A 14,582-nucleotide genomic window follows, 5' to 3' on the forward strand; every position below is an offset into this window, starting at 1 on the left:
AGCAAGCTTAAACCCCGATTAGTTGAATGATTTAGTCAAGTATAACAAATCCGCGCAGGTTTGTCAGAGAGGCCCCTGAAACGCAAGGGCTATGCAGGCATGCGCCCTGGAAGGCGCCATGCGGCGGAAAATATCAGCGCTCAAACCTGCAACAAATGCATCGGCCCGAACAGCTCTTGCATGGTGGTATTGTTGATGAAGGTCAAGTTATACGGATGTTCGGCGGCCACTTGCGGCAGACGGGCCGTCACCGGCAATTTTTTCAGCAATTCGGCGATCTTGCCCCACAACACCAGGGTCGGCGCGGTCCTGCCAGCCGACTCGCTCCGTTCAGCCAGCGCGGCCAGCACCACTTGCAGGAACGGCAGCCAGCCGCGCGCATCGTGCACCGGCGCTACGTGGGCGCGGAATACCAGCGCGGCGTTGAGCAGCAAGAAACCCTGATGGCTCAGGTTATGCTGCAAATCCGGCAAGGTCTGGATCGTGCCGCTGCCATTGCCGCGCGCCCTGGCCGATACCGGCGCCATGGCGGCGCCGGAAGTATCGCCGGCCGTCAATTGCCCATCGGCGACCAGCAGCATCTTCATGAAATTGCGCAAGGACGTGGCGCGGTTGACCTGTTTCGACAAGCCCGCTTCCGACCACAGGCTGCCGACCGCGCCATCCATGAAGCACACGCCGGTGGCGCTGGCGGCGCGCGGATATGGCCCCTCGCCGACCAGCACATACCTGACCGCATCGATCGGCAAGGCGAACGCGGCGAACAGCCGTTGTTCGGTCGGCAAATAGTCGTCGATCGCCAGCGCCGGCAAATAGGCCGGATCGGCGCTTGCCACCGCTTGCAATCCTTGCTGCAAGATCGGCCGCCAGGAAACATCGGCCAGGGCCAGCGCCTCGAGGATGCTGGCGGGAATTAAGGAATGCGGGGAAGTCGACATCGTGGCAGCTCAAAACGGAAAGGCGAAATTGTAGCGCAAGGCTTAGAGCCTATCCCAGTAGATGAATACGCCCTCTTCTGGCGCCCCTCAGGAACGGGGACTGCGTTGATCGTCGTCGCGTGGCTCGCCACGCTTGCTCCTCACGCCTGGTCCGCGCTCCTGATGCGCGGCCAGTAGACGACGCTCACTACTGGGATAGGCTCTTAGAGCGTCGAACAAAATGTTCAGGGCAAGGCGCATTGCCGTAGACAGTACAGATGTACGACAAGGCAATGCAACGCCGCCATGGATGTTTTGTCAGACGCTCTTGATCGCCGCCGGATACTTTCACCTGGCTGCCGGACTTTCGGGGGAGGTACGCAACAAACGCAACAATTAAGCTGTCACGCTTTGGACAGATCGTAGATATCGCCAGTTTCCATCACGCCGCCGGCACGTTTGCCACGCGCCGCCGCCAGCATCGCCTGGCCGACGATTTCCGTGCTGAGCACGGAACGCGGCCACCATTTGCGCATCAGCGGCATGAAAGGCCAGCTCACCGCGTAAATAAAACGATACGGCAAGGTTTTCGAACGGGTGCCATTGAGCGGCTCGATCGCCCCGGCACGGAACAGGTAAACCGCCTTGAACGGCAGGCGCTGCAACGCATTTTCAGTGCGGCCCTTGACCCGCGCCCACATGCTGCCGCCCTTTTCAGTACTGTCGGTGCCGGCGCCGGATACATAGACAAAGGCCATGTTCGGGTTGTGCTGCGCCAAAGGCTGCGCCGCCGCCATCGTGTAATCGTAGGTCAGGCGCGCATAGCGGGCCTCGCTCCTGCCGATTGCGGAAACGCCGAGGCAAAAGAAACAGGCGTCATAACCGGATAAGCGCTCTTCCAGGCCGCCATAATTCATCATGTCGGTGTGCATCAGTTGCTGCAATTTGGCATGCTGCTGGGGCACGGCCGTGCGCCCGACCAGCAACACTTGCTCCACATCGGGAGCCAGCAGCGCCTCGCGCAGCACGCCCTGCCCGACCATGCCGCTGGCGCCAAAGATAATGATTTTCATACGCTTGCTTTCAAATGTGATGAGTACTCACTTAAGCATAAAGTGAGCCTCCCTGAAAAAGCAAGCTGGAATTACTCGGCGTCGCTTTGCTGCGCCGGATGCGCCGCGATGAAGGCCGACAAGCTGACGCAGTGCTGGTTGATGCGCACCAGCGTCGGATACGGCGCCAGGTCGATATGAAAACGCTCGGCATTGAAGATTTGCGGCACCAGGCAGCAATCGGCTTGCGTCGGCGTATCGCCATGGCAAAACAGCCCGCTGCGGCCATCGCGCGCCAACTGCGCCTCCAGCGTCGCCAGCCCGTCGGCGGTCCAGTGCCGATACCATTCCTGCTTGGCTTCCTCGCTGACACCCAACTCCCCCTTCAGGTATTTCAGCACCCGCAGATTGGTCAGCGGATGGGTGTCGCAAGCGAGTATCATCGCCAGCGCGCGCACCCGCGCCCGGCCCGCCGCATCGGCCGGCAACAGCGGCACGGCGGGATGCGCGTCATCGAGGTACTCCAGCAGCGCCAGCGACTGGGTCAGGATGACGCCGCCATCGTCCAGCGACGGCACCAGCGCGGCCGGATTGATGTTGCGGTACGACTCCAGCAATTGCTCGCCGCCGCTGCGCAGCAAGTGCACCGGAATGCTCTCGTAAGGCAAGCCCTTCAGGTTCAGTCCGATCCGCACCCGGTACGCGGCGGAACTGCGGAAGTAGGTATACAGCTTCATGTCAGGCACGCCCCCGGTACGGCGCGACGGTCTGCTCGATGGCGCCGAAAATGCTGACGCCGTCCGTATCCAGCATTTCGATGCGCACGCTGTCGCCGAATTTCAGGAAGGAAGTTTTGGGTGCGCCATGTTCGATGGTTTCATACATGCGCACTTCGGCCAGGCAGCAATAACCGACGCCGCCGTTGTCGATGCTGGAACCAAACAGGCTGCCCTGCTTGTTCGACACCGTGCCGGAACCGACAATGGTGCCGGCGATCAATTCGCGGGTCGCGGCGGCATGCGCCACCAACTGGCCAAAATCGAAGGTCATGTCCTCGCCGGCGTTCGGCTTGCCGAACGGCTGCCGGTTCAATTGCACCAGCAATGGCAAGTGCACTTTATTATCGGCCCAGTGCCGCCCCAATTCATCGGGCGTGACCGCCACCGGCGAAAACGCGCTGGCCGCCTTCGACTGGAAGAAGCCGAAACCCTTGGCCAGTTCTCCGGGAATCAAATTGCGCAGCGACACATCGTTGACCAGCATCACCAGCCGGATCGCCGCGGCCGCATCGGCCACGCCGGCTCCCATCGCCACGTCGCCGGTGATCACCGCCACTTCCGCCTCCAGGTCGATGCCCCACGCTTCCGACAAGGCGAAGATCGGATCGCGCGGACCGATAAAGCTGTCCGAACCGCCCTGGTACATCAGCGGATCGGTATAAAACGAGGCCGGCACTTCGGCGTTGCGCGCCTTGCGCACCAGCTCGACGTGATTGATGTAGGCCGAGCCGTCGGCCCACTGGTAGGCGCGCGGCAACGGCGAATGGCACAGGGCCTCGTCGAATGGCCGGGCGTCCGGCGCGTTGCCGCTATTCAACGCGGCATACACCTGCTCCAGTTGCGGGGCCAGCGCATCCCAGTGGTCGAGCGCGGCTTGCAGGCTGGCCGCGATGGCCGGCACGGCTTGATATTGCGTCAGGTCGCGGCTGACCACCACCAGCGCGCCGTCGCGGCTGCCGCTTTTTAATGTTGCCAATTTCATGCTAAATCCTTGACGTATGATTGCTTGACGATTGCTTTATTTACTTAAGCAGACTGATGCATCCAGGCCGCATGCTTGGGCGCGCGGCGGGTCAAGGACCACTCTTCCAGCATCGCCCATTTGACATCGTCCAGTTGCTTTTTCATTTGCGGCGTGGCGGTATTGGCCGCCAATTCCAGGCGGTGGCCGTTCGGGTCGAAGAAATAGATCGACTGGAAGATCGTGTGATTGACGGGACCCAGCACCTCGATGCCGCCCGCCAGCAGGCGTTCCTTGGCGGCCAGCAAGTCATCCATGCTGTCGACTTCCAGCGCCAGATGCTGCACCCAGGCCGGGGTGTTGCGGTCGCGGTCCATCGGCGCCTGGGTCGGCAATTCGAAAAACGCCAGCACATTGCCGTGGCCGGCGTCGAGGAACACGTGCATGTACGGGTCCGGCGCCTTGGTCGACGGCACCCGGTCTTCGGCGATGGCCAGCACAAAGTCCATATTCAAGTGTTTGCCATACCACTCGACGGTTTGCCTGGCGTCGATGCAGCGGTAAGCCACATGGTGGATTTGCTTGATTTTCATAGAAGTCTCCAATGATGCGGCCGAGACAGGACCAGCCGCTGGTTTTACACCATTAGAGTCGAGTTCCAGCTATCATACAAACAATATTTACCTATCGATTTATCGGATTACCTTATGAGTCCCAGCCTGCGCCAGATGCGCGCCCTTGTCGCGCTCGCCAAGAGCGGCAGTTTTACGCTGGCCGCCGAACACTTGCACATCACCCAATCGGCGCTGAGCGGCTTGATCAAGGAACTGGAACAAGTCACCGGCGTGCGTGTCGTCGAGCGTAGCACGCGCAAGATGCAGCTGTCTGAAATCGGCCGCGAACTGTATCCGCTGTTCGACAAGATGATCCAGGACCTCGATGGCGCGATGGCCGACATCGCCAGCCGCAAGGCGCTGAAAAAAGGCATGGTGCGCATCGCGGCGCCGCAAATGATGGCGTGCACGCTGTTGCCCGAAGTCATAGCCGCGTACCGCCAGCACTACCCGGAGGTGCAAGTGCGGCTGGTCGATTGCCCGGTGGAAAACGTATCGGGCCGCGTGTTCAGCGGCGAAGTCGATTTCGGCGTCGGCCCGGAGCGCGACACGACGCCGGAAATCGCCGCCCAGGTCTTGTTTGAAATGCCGTTCGTGCTGGTGTTCCCGGAACAGCATCCGCTGCAACAAAAACCGCGCCTTACCTGGGCCGACGTCAACGACTATCCGTTCATCGCGCTGCAAGGCCAATTCACCGAACGCCTGCTGCGCGACATGCATGGTTCCTTCCGCGATCTGTCCTTAAATCCAAGCAACGAAGTGACTTTCATGACCACCGCGCTGGCGATGGTCAGTACCGGGCTGGGCATCACCGTATGCCTGCCGTACGCCGAACCGATGGTCAAGCTGTATCGCTTGCGGATGCGCCAGTTGCACGAGCCGGAATTGACGCGGCGCTTTTTTGTCTACAGCAAGAACGGTCGCTCGCTGTCGCCGGCGGCCGACAGCCTGATCGCCTTCCTGCACAAATTTGTTGAAACTCATCAATGGAATGTGACGGCGCAGCGCGGCACGATAGCGGACAGCGCTTTATAATCAAGCACATTCAAGCGCATACTTCTTGTACGCAACACACCCACGACTACACCATGAACAGCAAGCCAGCACGCCTCAGCGCCGACACCATCGCGGTCAACCAAGGGATGGACAAATTCGACGGCCACCACAGGGTCTGGCTGTTCGGCTACGGTTCGCTGATCTACAAGGCGGATTTTCCGTACCTTGAACGGCGCGCGGCCAGCATCAGCGGCTGGACCCGGCGCTTCTGGCAAGGTTCGCACGACCATCGCGGCACCGAAACGGCGCCGGGCCGGGTCGCCACCATCGTGCCGCAGGATGGCGCGGTCTGCGACGGCATGGCTTACCTGATCACGCCCGAAGTATTCGGCCACCTGGACCACCGCGAAAAAAACGGCTACCTGCGGCTGGCGACCGACATCCATTTCGACGACGGCAGCCACGTCGAAGGATTGGTGTATATCGCCACCGAGCACAATCAAGCGTTCCTCGGCGCGGCATCGGAACTGGAGATTGCGCACCACATCGCCAGGTCGGCCGGCCCCAGCGGCCCGAATACCGAATACCTGATCAAGCTGGCGGTGGCGCTGCGCGAACTGGGCAAGCACGATCCGCATGTGTTTGCCATTGAAGAACACCTGGAACGGCTGGCGACAGAAAAATCCTGAGTTCCCCCCTCGCCCGTAAGCTTGCGCGGCAACGGCATGTGCCGATAACAGCACGGCGGCGTGGCTTTCCGAATCTTGGCCCGAAGCGTAAGCATGGCCATGGCATCAAAAAATGACATCGATATCATTTCAGCAGACAAAATCTGAAAACCTGTCATAATGGGCTGCGGCTTCTGTTCAAGCCTTATTCAAATAAATAGTCATGCATGCATTCAAACAAAAATGACATCGATGTCATTATATGAGACTACATTTAAAACCCATCATGATGCGTCCGCAATTTCGATTCAATCCCGGCTACGGCCAACGAGTGATGTATGCCTTCGGACAATATCGCCATGCGTAAGAGCGACTCGGGGCTGACGATGGAAGACCTGGCCCGGCTGGCCGGCGTGTCCAAGATCACGGTCTCGCGCGCGCTGCGCGACAGCCCGCTGGTGACGCCGGAGACGCGCGCAAAAATCCGCCAGATCGCCAACGAACAGGGCTACCTGCTGAACGTGAGCGCGCGCAATCTGCGCATGCGCCGCAGTTATTCGGTGGCGGTGGTGGTCGAGATGGCGCCGGATAAAAGCCGGCCGATGTCGGGTCCGTATCCGCTTGAACTATTGGGCGGCATCACGCAGGAATTGACCACCGCCGGTTACAGCGTGGTGCTGACGTCGAAGCAGTTGATGGGCACCGCGCCGGTACAGGGCGCAGACGGCCTGATCCTGCTGGGCCAGGGCTCGCACAGCGAAGCGGTGCGGTTTTTACAGCGCGCCGGCCTGCCGCTGGTGGTCTGGGGCGCGCCGGAGGCCGGCGCCGACTACATCGTGGTCGGCAGCGACAACCGCAACGGCGGCGCCAGCGCCGCCGGGCGCTTCCTGGAACAGGGCCGCAAGCAGCTGATTTTCCTTGGCGACGTCGACCACGCGGAGATGCGCGAGCGCTGCGCCGGTTTCATCGAGGCGCTGCACGGCCAGGCGATGGTGCATATCGTACGGCCGAAGGCGTTCACGTTCGAAGCCGGTTTCGACAGCGTGACGGCGCTGCTGAAAAAAAACGGCGCCGTGTTCGACGGCCTGTTTGCCGTCAGCGACTTGCTGGCGATGGGGGCGATACGCGCGCTGGCCGAAAAGGGCTTGCGGGTGCCGGAAGACATGGCCGTGATCGGTTACGACGACACGCCCGGCGCCGTCAGTTGCATGCCGCCGCTGAGCAGCGTGCACCAGTACCTGCACGATGGCGGCGTGCTGCTGGCGCGAAAAATGTTGGGCCTGATCCATGGCGATAGCGTCAGCTCCGAAATGTTGCCTACGACCTTGATGGTGCGCCAGACCTGAATCCGCCGACGCCGTCGGGTTGGCCGGCGCCGTGCCGGCCGAGCCAAGCGGCGGGATGCATGGTCCCGGCTGTTGTTGCAGCCAGCAACGCAAAAATTGATCTTATATTTTTCACATAACACCCAAGCCGCTTTTCATTATTCAACCCAGCGTAAAAGGAACGTACCGTGGACTCGTCTGCCAAGCCAAAACACACCTATCCCCTCGATGCCTGGTGCATCCGCGAGACGTCGTTTGATACGGCATCGCATTTCCTCGACGAGACCCTGTTCGCGCTGGGCAACGGCTATATCGGCCTGCGCGGCAGCTACGAGGATGGCTACAGCGGACCGGCCGGCAGCTCGCTCGACGGCACTTACCTGAACGGCTTCTACGATTCCGAAACCATCCACTACCCGGAAGCGGCGTACGGCCTGGCCAAGACCAACCAGTTCATGCTCAATGTGCCGAACGGCAAAGGGATCGGCCTGTGGATAGACGACGAGCGCTTCGACCTGCTGCAGGGCACGCTCGAAAAATACGAGCGCACGCTGGACTTCCGCACCGGCGTGCTGCAGCGCAAGGTGCAATGGACCTCGAACCAGGGACGGCGCGTGGCTATCGTCAGCCGGCGCATGGTGTGCTTCGAGCACAAGCACCTGTATGCGATCGAATACGTGGTGACGCCGCTCAATTTCTCGGGCCGCGTGCAGCTGGTGGCCAGCCTCGACGGCGACGTCAAGAACATCGAAGCCGGCGACGATCCGCGCATCGGTTCGGCCGTCTCCGGCCCGGCGCTGCAACTGGTCGACAGCCAGCAGGAAGAGCATTTCTCGGCGCTGCTGCAACGCACCAGCAACAGCGGCTTCTCGCTGGTCAGCGCCACCGCGACCGAGCTGGTGCACGCCGGGGCGCATACGCCGCGGCTGCTGAAAAACGGCCAGCGCCTGGAGCAATCCTACGAGGTGCACGCCACTGAGGGACAGGCCGTACGCCTGACCAAGTTCGGCTGCTACTTTTCCTCGCGCGACTATCCGGGTCAAGAGCTGATGTCGCGCAGCCGCGACCTGCTGGCCCAGGCGCAGGCCACCGGCTTCCATGAACTGCTGAGGGAACAGGAGCAGTACCTGGCCAATTTCTGGCAGCAGGCCGACGTCGAAATCGCCGGCGACGACGCGCTGCAGCAAGGCATCCATTTCAACCAGTTCCACCTGCTGCAGTCGGTCGGGCGCGACGGCAAGACCAACATCTCGGCCAAGGGCGTCACCGGCGAAGGCTACGAGGGTCATTATTTCTGGGATACGGAAATCTATATCTTCCCGTTCTTCTTGTACAGCAAGCCGGAAATCGCCAGGAAACTGCTGGAATACCGCTACGCCGGGCTGGACCAGGCGCGCGCGCGGGCCCGCCAGATGTCGCACCAGACAGGCGCGCTGTATCCGTGGCGCACCATCGCGGGCGAGGAATGCTCGGCCTACTTCCCGGCCGGCACCGCGCAATACCATATCAACGCCGACATCGCCTATTCGATCAAGCTGTATGTCGAGGCCAGCGGCGACCACGATTACCTGCTCAAGTTCGGCGCCGAAATCCTGATGGAGACGGCGCGCATCTGGCTCGGCATCGGCAGCTACGACCGCGACGGGCGCTTCTGCATCAACCAGGTCACCGGGCCGGATGAATACACGGCGCTGGTCAACAACAATTACTACACCAACGCGATGGCGCGCATGCACCTGAACTTCGCCGCCGACGTGGCGGAGCGCATCGGCGCGGCCGAGCCGGAGCAATTCGCCCGCATCGCCGCGCTGATGGCGCTGGACCCGGCCGAGCCGGCGGCATGGCGCCGCGCCGCGCAGCTGATGAGACTGCCGTACGACGCGGCGCTGCAAATCCACGCCCAGGACGACAGTTTCCTGTCCAAGAAAGTATGGGATTTCGCCAATACGCCGAAGGAAAAATATCCGCTGCTGCTGAACTATCACCCGATGGTGATCTACCGCCACCAGGTGTGCAAGCAGGCCGACGTGGTGCTGGCCCTGCTGCTGCTCAGCGACGAGTTTTCAGCCGAGGACAAGCAGCGCGACTTCGACTACTACGAACCGCTGACCACCCACGATTCGTCGCTGTCGTCCTGCATCTACAGCATCATCGCTTCCGAGATCGGCTACCACGACAAGGCCTACGACTTCTTCATGGAAACCGCGCGGCTGGACCTGGACGACACCCACGGCAATACGCACTACGGCGTGCACACGGCGGCGATGGCCGGCACCTGGATGGGCGTGGCCTACGGCTTCGCCGGCATGCGCGTGGCGCACGGCGCGCTGCGCTTCGCGCCGACGCTGCCGGCCAAGTGGCGGCACTACACCTTCAAGATTCACTTCAAGGGCGCGCTGCTGCAGGTGCGGGTCGAACCGGGCCGCACTGAATACCGCCTGCTGCAAGGCGACGCGCTGCGCTTTTCGCACCATGCCGAGGCACTGGAATTGACACTGTCCGCGCCAGTGCTGTCGCGCGCCTGAATTGCGCGCATAAACCAAGGAGAACACCATGCACACCAGCCGATTCAAAGCTGTCATTTTCGACCTCGACGGCGTCATCACCGACACCGCGCACTACCATTTCCTGGCCTGGAAGCGGCTGGCCGACAGCCAGCACGTGCCGTTCGACGCCGCCTTCAACGAGCACCTGAAAGGAATCGACCGCATGGGATCGCTGGACCTGATCCTGGCGTCATCGACCAAGCCGTACACGGCGGCTGAAAAACTGGCCCTGGCCGATGACAAGAACCGCCACTACCAGCAGTTGATCGAGACGATGTCGGCCGACAACCTGCTGCCGGGCGCGGCGCAGGCGCTGAAGGCGGTGCGTGCAGCCGGCCTGAAAATCGGCCTGGCCTCGGTCAGCAAGAACGCTTTCACCGTGCTGGAGCGGCTCGGCATCACCGGTGCCTTCGACTACGTAGTCGACGCGGCACGCATCGCCAGGGGCAAGCCGGACCCGGAGATATTCCTGAAGGCGGCGTCGGAGTTGCGCGTGGCGCCCGGCGACTGCCTCGGCGTCGAGGATGCAGTGGCGGGCGTGGCGGCGATCAAGGCGGCCGGCATGTACGCGCTCGGCATCGGCCGGCCGGAGGTGCTGACCCAGGCCGACCTGGTGATCACCGGGCTCGACCAGTTCGACCTGCAGCGTTACCGGTAGCGGCAATCCTGCATGCACGATCAATTTCAATAATATAAAAAAACAAAATAACAAGAAAAACCAACATGACAAACCTACGGAGACACCGTGAAAAACCAACGCATATTGCTCATCCTGCTGCTGATCTATTTCGTCTTCGCCATCCTGCTCAACAGTGTCGGGACGGTGATCTTACAAATCATCGGCAACTATGGCGCGAGCAAGGCCAGCGCCAGCGTGCTGGAGGGCTTCAAGGACTTGCCGATCGCCGTCGTCTCGTTTTTGCTGGCCTCCTTCCTGCCGCGCATCGGCTATAAAAAAGCGATGCTGGGCGGGCTGGCCATCGTCACCGGCGCCTGCGTCGCAATGCCGCTGCTGCCCTCCTTCCTGACCACCAAGATGCTGTTTTTATGCATCGGCGTGGCATTCGCACTGGTCAAGGTGTCGGTGTATTCGACCGTGGGCCTGATCACCAGCGACCGCCGCCAGCACGCCAGCACGATGAATACGCTGGAGGGATTTTTCATGGTCGGCGTGCTCAGCGCCTACTGGGTATTCGGCTACTTCATCGATTCGGGCAACCCGAAATCGCACAGCTGGCTGCAGGTGTACTGGCTGCTGGCGGCGTTGTGCGCGCTGACCTTCCTGCTGCTGCTGGCGACGCCGTTCGACGAGCACAGCGCGCAGTTGCCGGCCGGGCGCAGCATCGCCCAGGACTTCTCCGCCATGCTCAAGCTGTTCTTCAAGCCGCTGGTGTGCGTGTTCGTGCTGACCGCCTTCCTGTACGTGCTGATCGAGCAGAGCGTGGGTACGTGGCTGCCGACCTTCAATAATGAAATCCTCAAGCTGCCGACCGCGATGAGCGTCGAAGTGACCAGTATTTTCGCGGCCGGCCTGGCGCTCGGGCGCCTGCTGGCCGGCGTGCTGCTGCGCAAGCTGAACTGGTACCCGGTCATGAACGGCTGCGTCATCGGCATGGCCGCAATGGTGCTGCTGGCGCTGCCGCTGACCCACGACGTGGTGCTCGACCCGCACGTGACGTGGGCCACGGCGCCGCTGGCGACCTTCCTGTTTCCGCTGATCGGCCTGTTCATGGCGCCGATTTACCCCGGCATCAACTCGGTCATGCTCAGCTCCCTGCCCAAGAACCAGCATTCGTCCATGACCGGTTTGCTGGTGATTTTCTCCGCCTTGGGCGGCACCACCGGCTCGCTGATCACCGGTTATGTGTTTGGCAATTTCAGCGGTCATTTCGCGTTTTACCTGACCCTGGTGCCGATTTCCATTGTGCTGGTCACCTTGTTTTTCTTCAAAAGGGCAGTCGAACAGAACCCCGGCGTGCTGCCGGTCCTGTCGCATTAAGAGCCTATCCCAGTAGATGAATACGCCCTCTTCTGGCGCCCCTCACTAGCGGGGACTGCGTTGATCGTCGTCGCGTGGCCCGCCACGCTTGCTCCTCACGCCTGGTCCGCGCTGCTGATGCGCTGCCAGCAGACGACGCTCACTACTGGGATAGGCTCTTAGCAAACCGATGCGCCTCGCTGGGAGACAAAGCGCATCGGATACGTCATGCAGGCATGGCCTATGCAATCAAAACAGACTCAGTTGCGCTTCGCTGGCATGCCTGGCCTGCATCCCCAGCGACGGCACCACCAGCGGACGCTGGAATTGCGAGCTGTCGAGCTGCTTGAAACGGCTGCCGTGCCCATTCATACCCAACCGTATGACGGTCTTTTCAAAACGCTGCCGTATCAAGTCGGCCCACACGCCCTCGCCATGCATGCGCGAGCCGAAGCTGCTGTCGTAATCCTTGCCGTCGCGCATGTCGCGCACCCGGTTCATCACCCGTTGCGCCCGCTCCGGGAAGTGGGCTTGCAGCCATTGCTGGAACAGCGGATTGACTTCCCACGGCAGGCGCAGCACCACGTAATGGGCGTTGACGGCGCCGGCCTCATACACCGCTTCCAGCACCCGCTCCAGGTCGGGTTCGGTGATAAACGGGATCACCGGGGCGATGCTGACGCTGACCGGTATGCCGGCCTCGGTCAAGGTACGGATGCTGCGCAGCCGCCGCGCCGGGGCCGCCGCGCGCGGTTCCAGCGTGCGCGCGATGGCCGGGTCCAGCGTGGTGAGGGTGATCGCCACCGCCGCCTGGCGCCTGGCCGCCATGGCCGCCAGCAAGTCGATGTCGCGCTCGATCAGCGACGACTTGGTGATCACCGCCACCGGGTGTTCGCATGCGTGCAGTATTTCCAGCAATCGCCGCGTCAGTCTCAGTTCGCGCTCGCAGGGTTGGTATGCGTCGGTATTGACGCCCAGCGCAATTGGTTCGGCCTGGTAACTCGCCTTGGACAGTTGTTGCCGCAGCAATTCGGGCGCATTCACCTTGGCAAAGATCCGACTCTCGAAATCGAGGCCGGGCGACAAGCCCAGATAGCTGTGCGACGGCCGCGCAAAGCAGTAAATACAGCGCTACTTTATGACAACTCGATTTGTTCACATTTTCGATTAACCCATTGAATATAAAGAGTAATCTCCTCTTCTGTAGACACACTGCGTTCATGAACAATTGCTTTAGCTAGAAGCAGTGCAATAGAGCGAATGAATCAGCCAAAGCCATCCTCGCTTCCGCCCAGAAGGGCGCAATCAGCCCCTCCTCCACACATCAGAAAAAATCTCAGATCATCACTCCGTCAACAGATCAGATTTCTATGATACCATTCCTTTGTGCATCAGTTTTTTGCACGCAAAAACCTTTTTCTTTCATTGAACGGGTGCTCAGCACCGCCAACTTGGGGCATATATGAACAAATCAGCAGCAGTTACAGCCAAGCTTGCAATCATCAACGGCAAGTTTTACGCAGAGGAAAAGCAAAAGGAATACACGCGCCATCGCATTTCAAAGAATTCACTTCGCAAGCTCTCTGGTCGCGAACGCATCCATGACACTTTTATTGAGGAGCTGATAGAAGAGTTTGCGCGGCTCGGCTGGCACTTTTTCATTCATTCCGACACGGAATACGCAGTTCTACAGGCCGACAAAGTCAATGTGTGGGCCAAACTCGGCACCAGCCGGGTCCATGAACTGATCAAGAAAATGGACAACGGCGACGAGGATGCCGTCGACGATGAATTCGATCGACTGTTTGGCGCCGACGACGAGCCATCATCCGACGACGAATAGCCCCCTCAAGGCGTGACGAGCCCCGCCGCATCGAGTCGATGCGGCGGAAATTTCGGTTGCACACGTACTTGACAATTTCGCTTATTGACGCAGCGTCAAGTGGATATATCGGACAGCAAATCGATATCGCGCTCAATCAGTGATGACTTGGTAATCAGCCCCACCGGATGCTCGCACTCATGCAGCACCTCCAGTACACTGCGCGTAATTTTCAGACTCCATTCGCATGGTTGATAGGCGTCCGTATTGACGCCCAGCGCAATGGCTTCCGGCACGTAGGAAGGCTTCGCTAATTCCTGCCGCAGCACATCTGCAGCATTGACTTTGGCCACAATGCGGGTTTCAAAATCAAACCCCGGCGATAAACCGAGGTAACTGTGCATGGGGCGGGCACAGCAATAAATACAACCGTGTTCACAACTGCTCTGAATGACGATAACTGTTAGTGGACAGTAAATCATTGATTTTTAACGAATTTCACAAACTAACAACTTAACCAACAATTAGGGGCGGAGAACACCACTCAAAATATAACAGCCTTCGAGACCGGAAGCTTCTGTTTGATATGTTCCGATTCGTCTTACCTTGTTTGGCTTAAATAATTCAAAAATCAGCCGCTGATAGGAGCAAACCGCTGCGACTGCTTGGGACAGAAAAGCTGATGCCGTGCAAACCAAGACGCAGGAAAGCCGTCGCACAGATGGCAAACCTCTCTCACCTGTTCCTATTAAAATTCTTGGCTGACTGAGTGTCTACGATGGTCGTGGCGATTCACTGCATACAGCAGAGCCGTACTAGAGGTGGAATAGTCTGCAAAGGTAGTTTATATCAGTTTCACTGTTACAATAAAACTTAACAATGAGGCGTCCGGATGAGACAAACATCGATTGAAAAGATTAAATG

12 protein-coding genes and 2 pseudogenes are annotated in these 14,582 nt (G+C 60.1%); 7 read left to right on the forward strand and 7 right to left on the reverse strand.

From position 1 onward, the window contains the following. Positions 1–140 precede the first annotated feature (140 nt). From GJA_RS15665 to GJA_RS15685, 5 genes are all read right to left on the reverse strand, one after another. Positions 141–938, reverse strand: a complete 798-nt coding sequence (locus tag GJA_RS15665) for a uracil-DNA glycosylase family protein (RefSeq protein WP_038493878.1) — start codon at positions 936–938, stop codon at positions 141–143. Positions 939–1,321: 383 nt separating this feature from the next. After that, complete coding sequence (locus tag GJA_RS15670; RefSeq protein WP_038493881.1) at positions 1,322–1,990, reverse strand: NAD-dependent epimerase/dehydratase family protein; 669 nt, start codon at positions 1,988–1,990, stop codon at positions 1,322–1,324. Positions 1,991–2,061: 71 nt separating this feature from the next. Then, positions 2,062–2,706 carry a maleylacetoacetate isomerase gene (gene maiA, locus GJA_RS15675; RefSeq protein WP_038493884.1) on the reverse strand — a complete coding sequence of 215 codons (645 nt, stop codon included), beginning with the start codon at positions 2,704–2,706 and terminating at the stop codon, positions 2,062–2,064. 1 nt (position 2,707) lies between these two features. After that, positions 2,708–3,730, reverse strand: a complete 1,023-nt coding sequence (locus GJA_RS15680) for a fumarylacetoacetate hydrolase family protein (protein ID WP_038493887.1) — start codon at positions 3,728–3,730, stop codon at positions 2,708–2,710. Positions 3,731–3,774: 44 nt separating this feature from the next. Continuing rightward, a complete protein-coding gene (locus tag GJA_RS15685) occupies positions 3,775–4,302 on the reverse strand; it encodes a VOC family protein (RefSeq protein WP_038493888.1) in 528 nt (175 codons plus the stop codon). 114 nt (positions 4,303–4,416) lie between these two features. Between GJA_RS15685 and GJA_RS15690 the strand changes: the two genes are divergently transcribed. From GJA_RS15690 to GJA_RS15715, 6 genes are all read left to right on the forward strand, one after another. Next, positions 4,417–5,358 (forward strand): LysR family transcriptional regulator, encoded by a 942-nt coding sequence (locus GJA_RS15690; protein WP_038493891.1) that lies wholly within the window; start codon positions 4,417–4,419, stop codon positions 5,356–5,358. A gap of 53 nt (positions 5,359–5,411) precedes the next feature. After that, the gene (locus GJA_RS15695; protein WP_038493894.1) at positions 5,412–6,008 is read left to right on the forward strand and encodes a gamma-glutamylcyclotransferase; all 597 of its coding nucleotides are present in this window, start codon (positions 5,412–5,414) and stop codon (positions 6,006–6,008) included. Positions 6,009–6,325: 317 nt separating this feature from the next. Next, complete coding sequence (locus GJA_RS15700) at positions 6,326–7,333, forward strand: LacI family DNA-binding transcriptional regulator (protein ID WP_038493897.1); 1,008 nt, start codon at positions 6,326–6,328, stop codon at positions 7,331–7,333. Positions 7,334–7,500: 167 nt separating this feature from the next. Further along, a complete protein-coding gene (locus tag GJA_RS15705; protein WP_038493900.1) occupies positions 7,501–9,837 on the forward strand; it encodes a glycoside hydrolase family 65 protein in 2,337 nt (778 codons plus the stop codon). A gap of 28 nt (positions 9,838–9,865) precedes the next feature. Beyond that, the gene (gene pgmB / locus GJA_RS15710; RefSeq protein WP_038493904.1) at positions 9,866–10,516 is read left to right on the forward strand and encodes a beta-phosphoglucomutase; all 651 of its coding nucleotides are present in this window, start codon (positions 9,866–9,868) and stop codon (positions 10,514–10,516) included. Positions 10,517–10,603: 87 nt separating this feature from the next. Then, entirely contained in the window at positions 10,604–11,857 is a 1,254-nt protein-coding gene (locus tag GJA_RS15715; RefSeq protein ID WP_038493906.1) for an MFS transporter, read from the forward strand. 228 nt (positions 11,858–12,085) lie between these two features. Here the strand turns inward: GJA_RS15715 and GJA_RS15720 are convergent. Beyond that, positions 12,086–12,964 (reverse strand): annotated as a pseudogene (locus tag GJA_RS15720) (PA0069 family radical SAM protein); the annotation flags it as partial. A 334-nt stretch (positions 12,965–13,298) separates the two neighbouring features. Here GJA_RS15720 and GJA_RS15725 point away from each other — a divergent pair. Continuing rightward, positions 13,299–13,679 (forward strand): hypothetical protein, encoded by a 381-nt coding sequence (locus tag GJA_RS15725; RefSeq protein WP_038493909.1) that lies wholly within the window; start codon positions 13,299–13,301, stop codon positions 13,677–13,679. Between the two features lie 101 nt (positions 13,680–13,780). On the opposite strand, the pseudogene GJA_RS15730 reads toward GJA_RS15725, so the two are convergent. Next, positions 13,781–14,098: pseudogene (locus GJA_RS15730) on the reverse strand (PA0069 family radical SAM protein); the annotation flags it as partial. Positions 14,099–14,582 lie beyond the last annotated feature (484 nt).

The sequence above is a fragment of the Janthinobacterium agaricidamnosum NBRC 102515 = DSM 9628 genome (assembly GCF_000723165.1).
Lineage (GTDB): Bacteria > Pseudomonadota > Gammaproteobacteria > Burkholderiales > Burkholderiaceae_D > Janthinobacterium > Janthinobacterium agaricidamnosum.

Bases quoted from the DNA above. Each gene is read 5' to 3' on its own strand.
- GJA_RS15665 (WP_038493878.1), bottom strand. From the start codon at position 938: ATGTCGACTTCCCCGCATTCCTTAATTCCCGCCAGCATCCTCGAGGCG.
- GJA_RS15670 (WP_038493881.1), bottom strand. From the start codon at position 1,990: ATGAAAATCATTATCTTTGGCGCCAGCGGCATGGTCGGGCAGGGCGTG.
- maiA (WP_038493884.1), bottom strand. From the start codon at position 2,706: ATGAAGCTGTATACCTACTTCCGCAGTTCCGCCGCGTACCGGGTGCGG.
- GJA_RS15680 (WP_038493887.1), bottom strand. From the start codon at position 3,730: ATGAAATTGGCAACATTAAAAAGCGGCAGCCGCGACGGCGCGCTGGTG.
- GJA_RS15685 (WP_038493888.1), bottom strand. From the start codon at position 4,302: ATGAAAATCAAGCAAATCCACCATGTGGCTTACCGCTGCATCGACGCC.
- GJA_RS15690 (WP_038493891.1), top strand. From the start codon at position 4,417: ATGAGTCCCAGCCTGCGCCAGATGCGCGCCCTTGTCGCGCTCGCCAAG.
- GJA_RS15695 (WP_038493894.1), top strand. From the start codon at position 5,412: ATGAACAGCAAGCCAGCACGCCTCAGCGCCGACACCATCGCGGTCAAC.
- GJA_RS15700 (WP_038493897.1), top strand. From the start codon at position 6,326: ATGCCTTCGGACAATATCGCCATGCGTAAGAGCGACTCGGGGCTGACG.
- pgmB (WP_038493904.1), top strand. From the start codon at position 9,866: ATGCACACCAGCCGATTCAAAGCTGTCATTTTCGACCTCGACGGCGTC.
- GJA_RS15725 (WP_038493909.1), top strand. From the start codon at position 13,299: ATGAACAAATCAGCAGCAGTTACAGCCAAGCTTGCAATCATCAACGGC.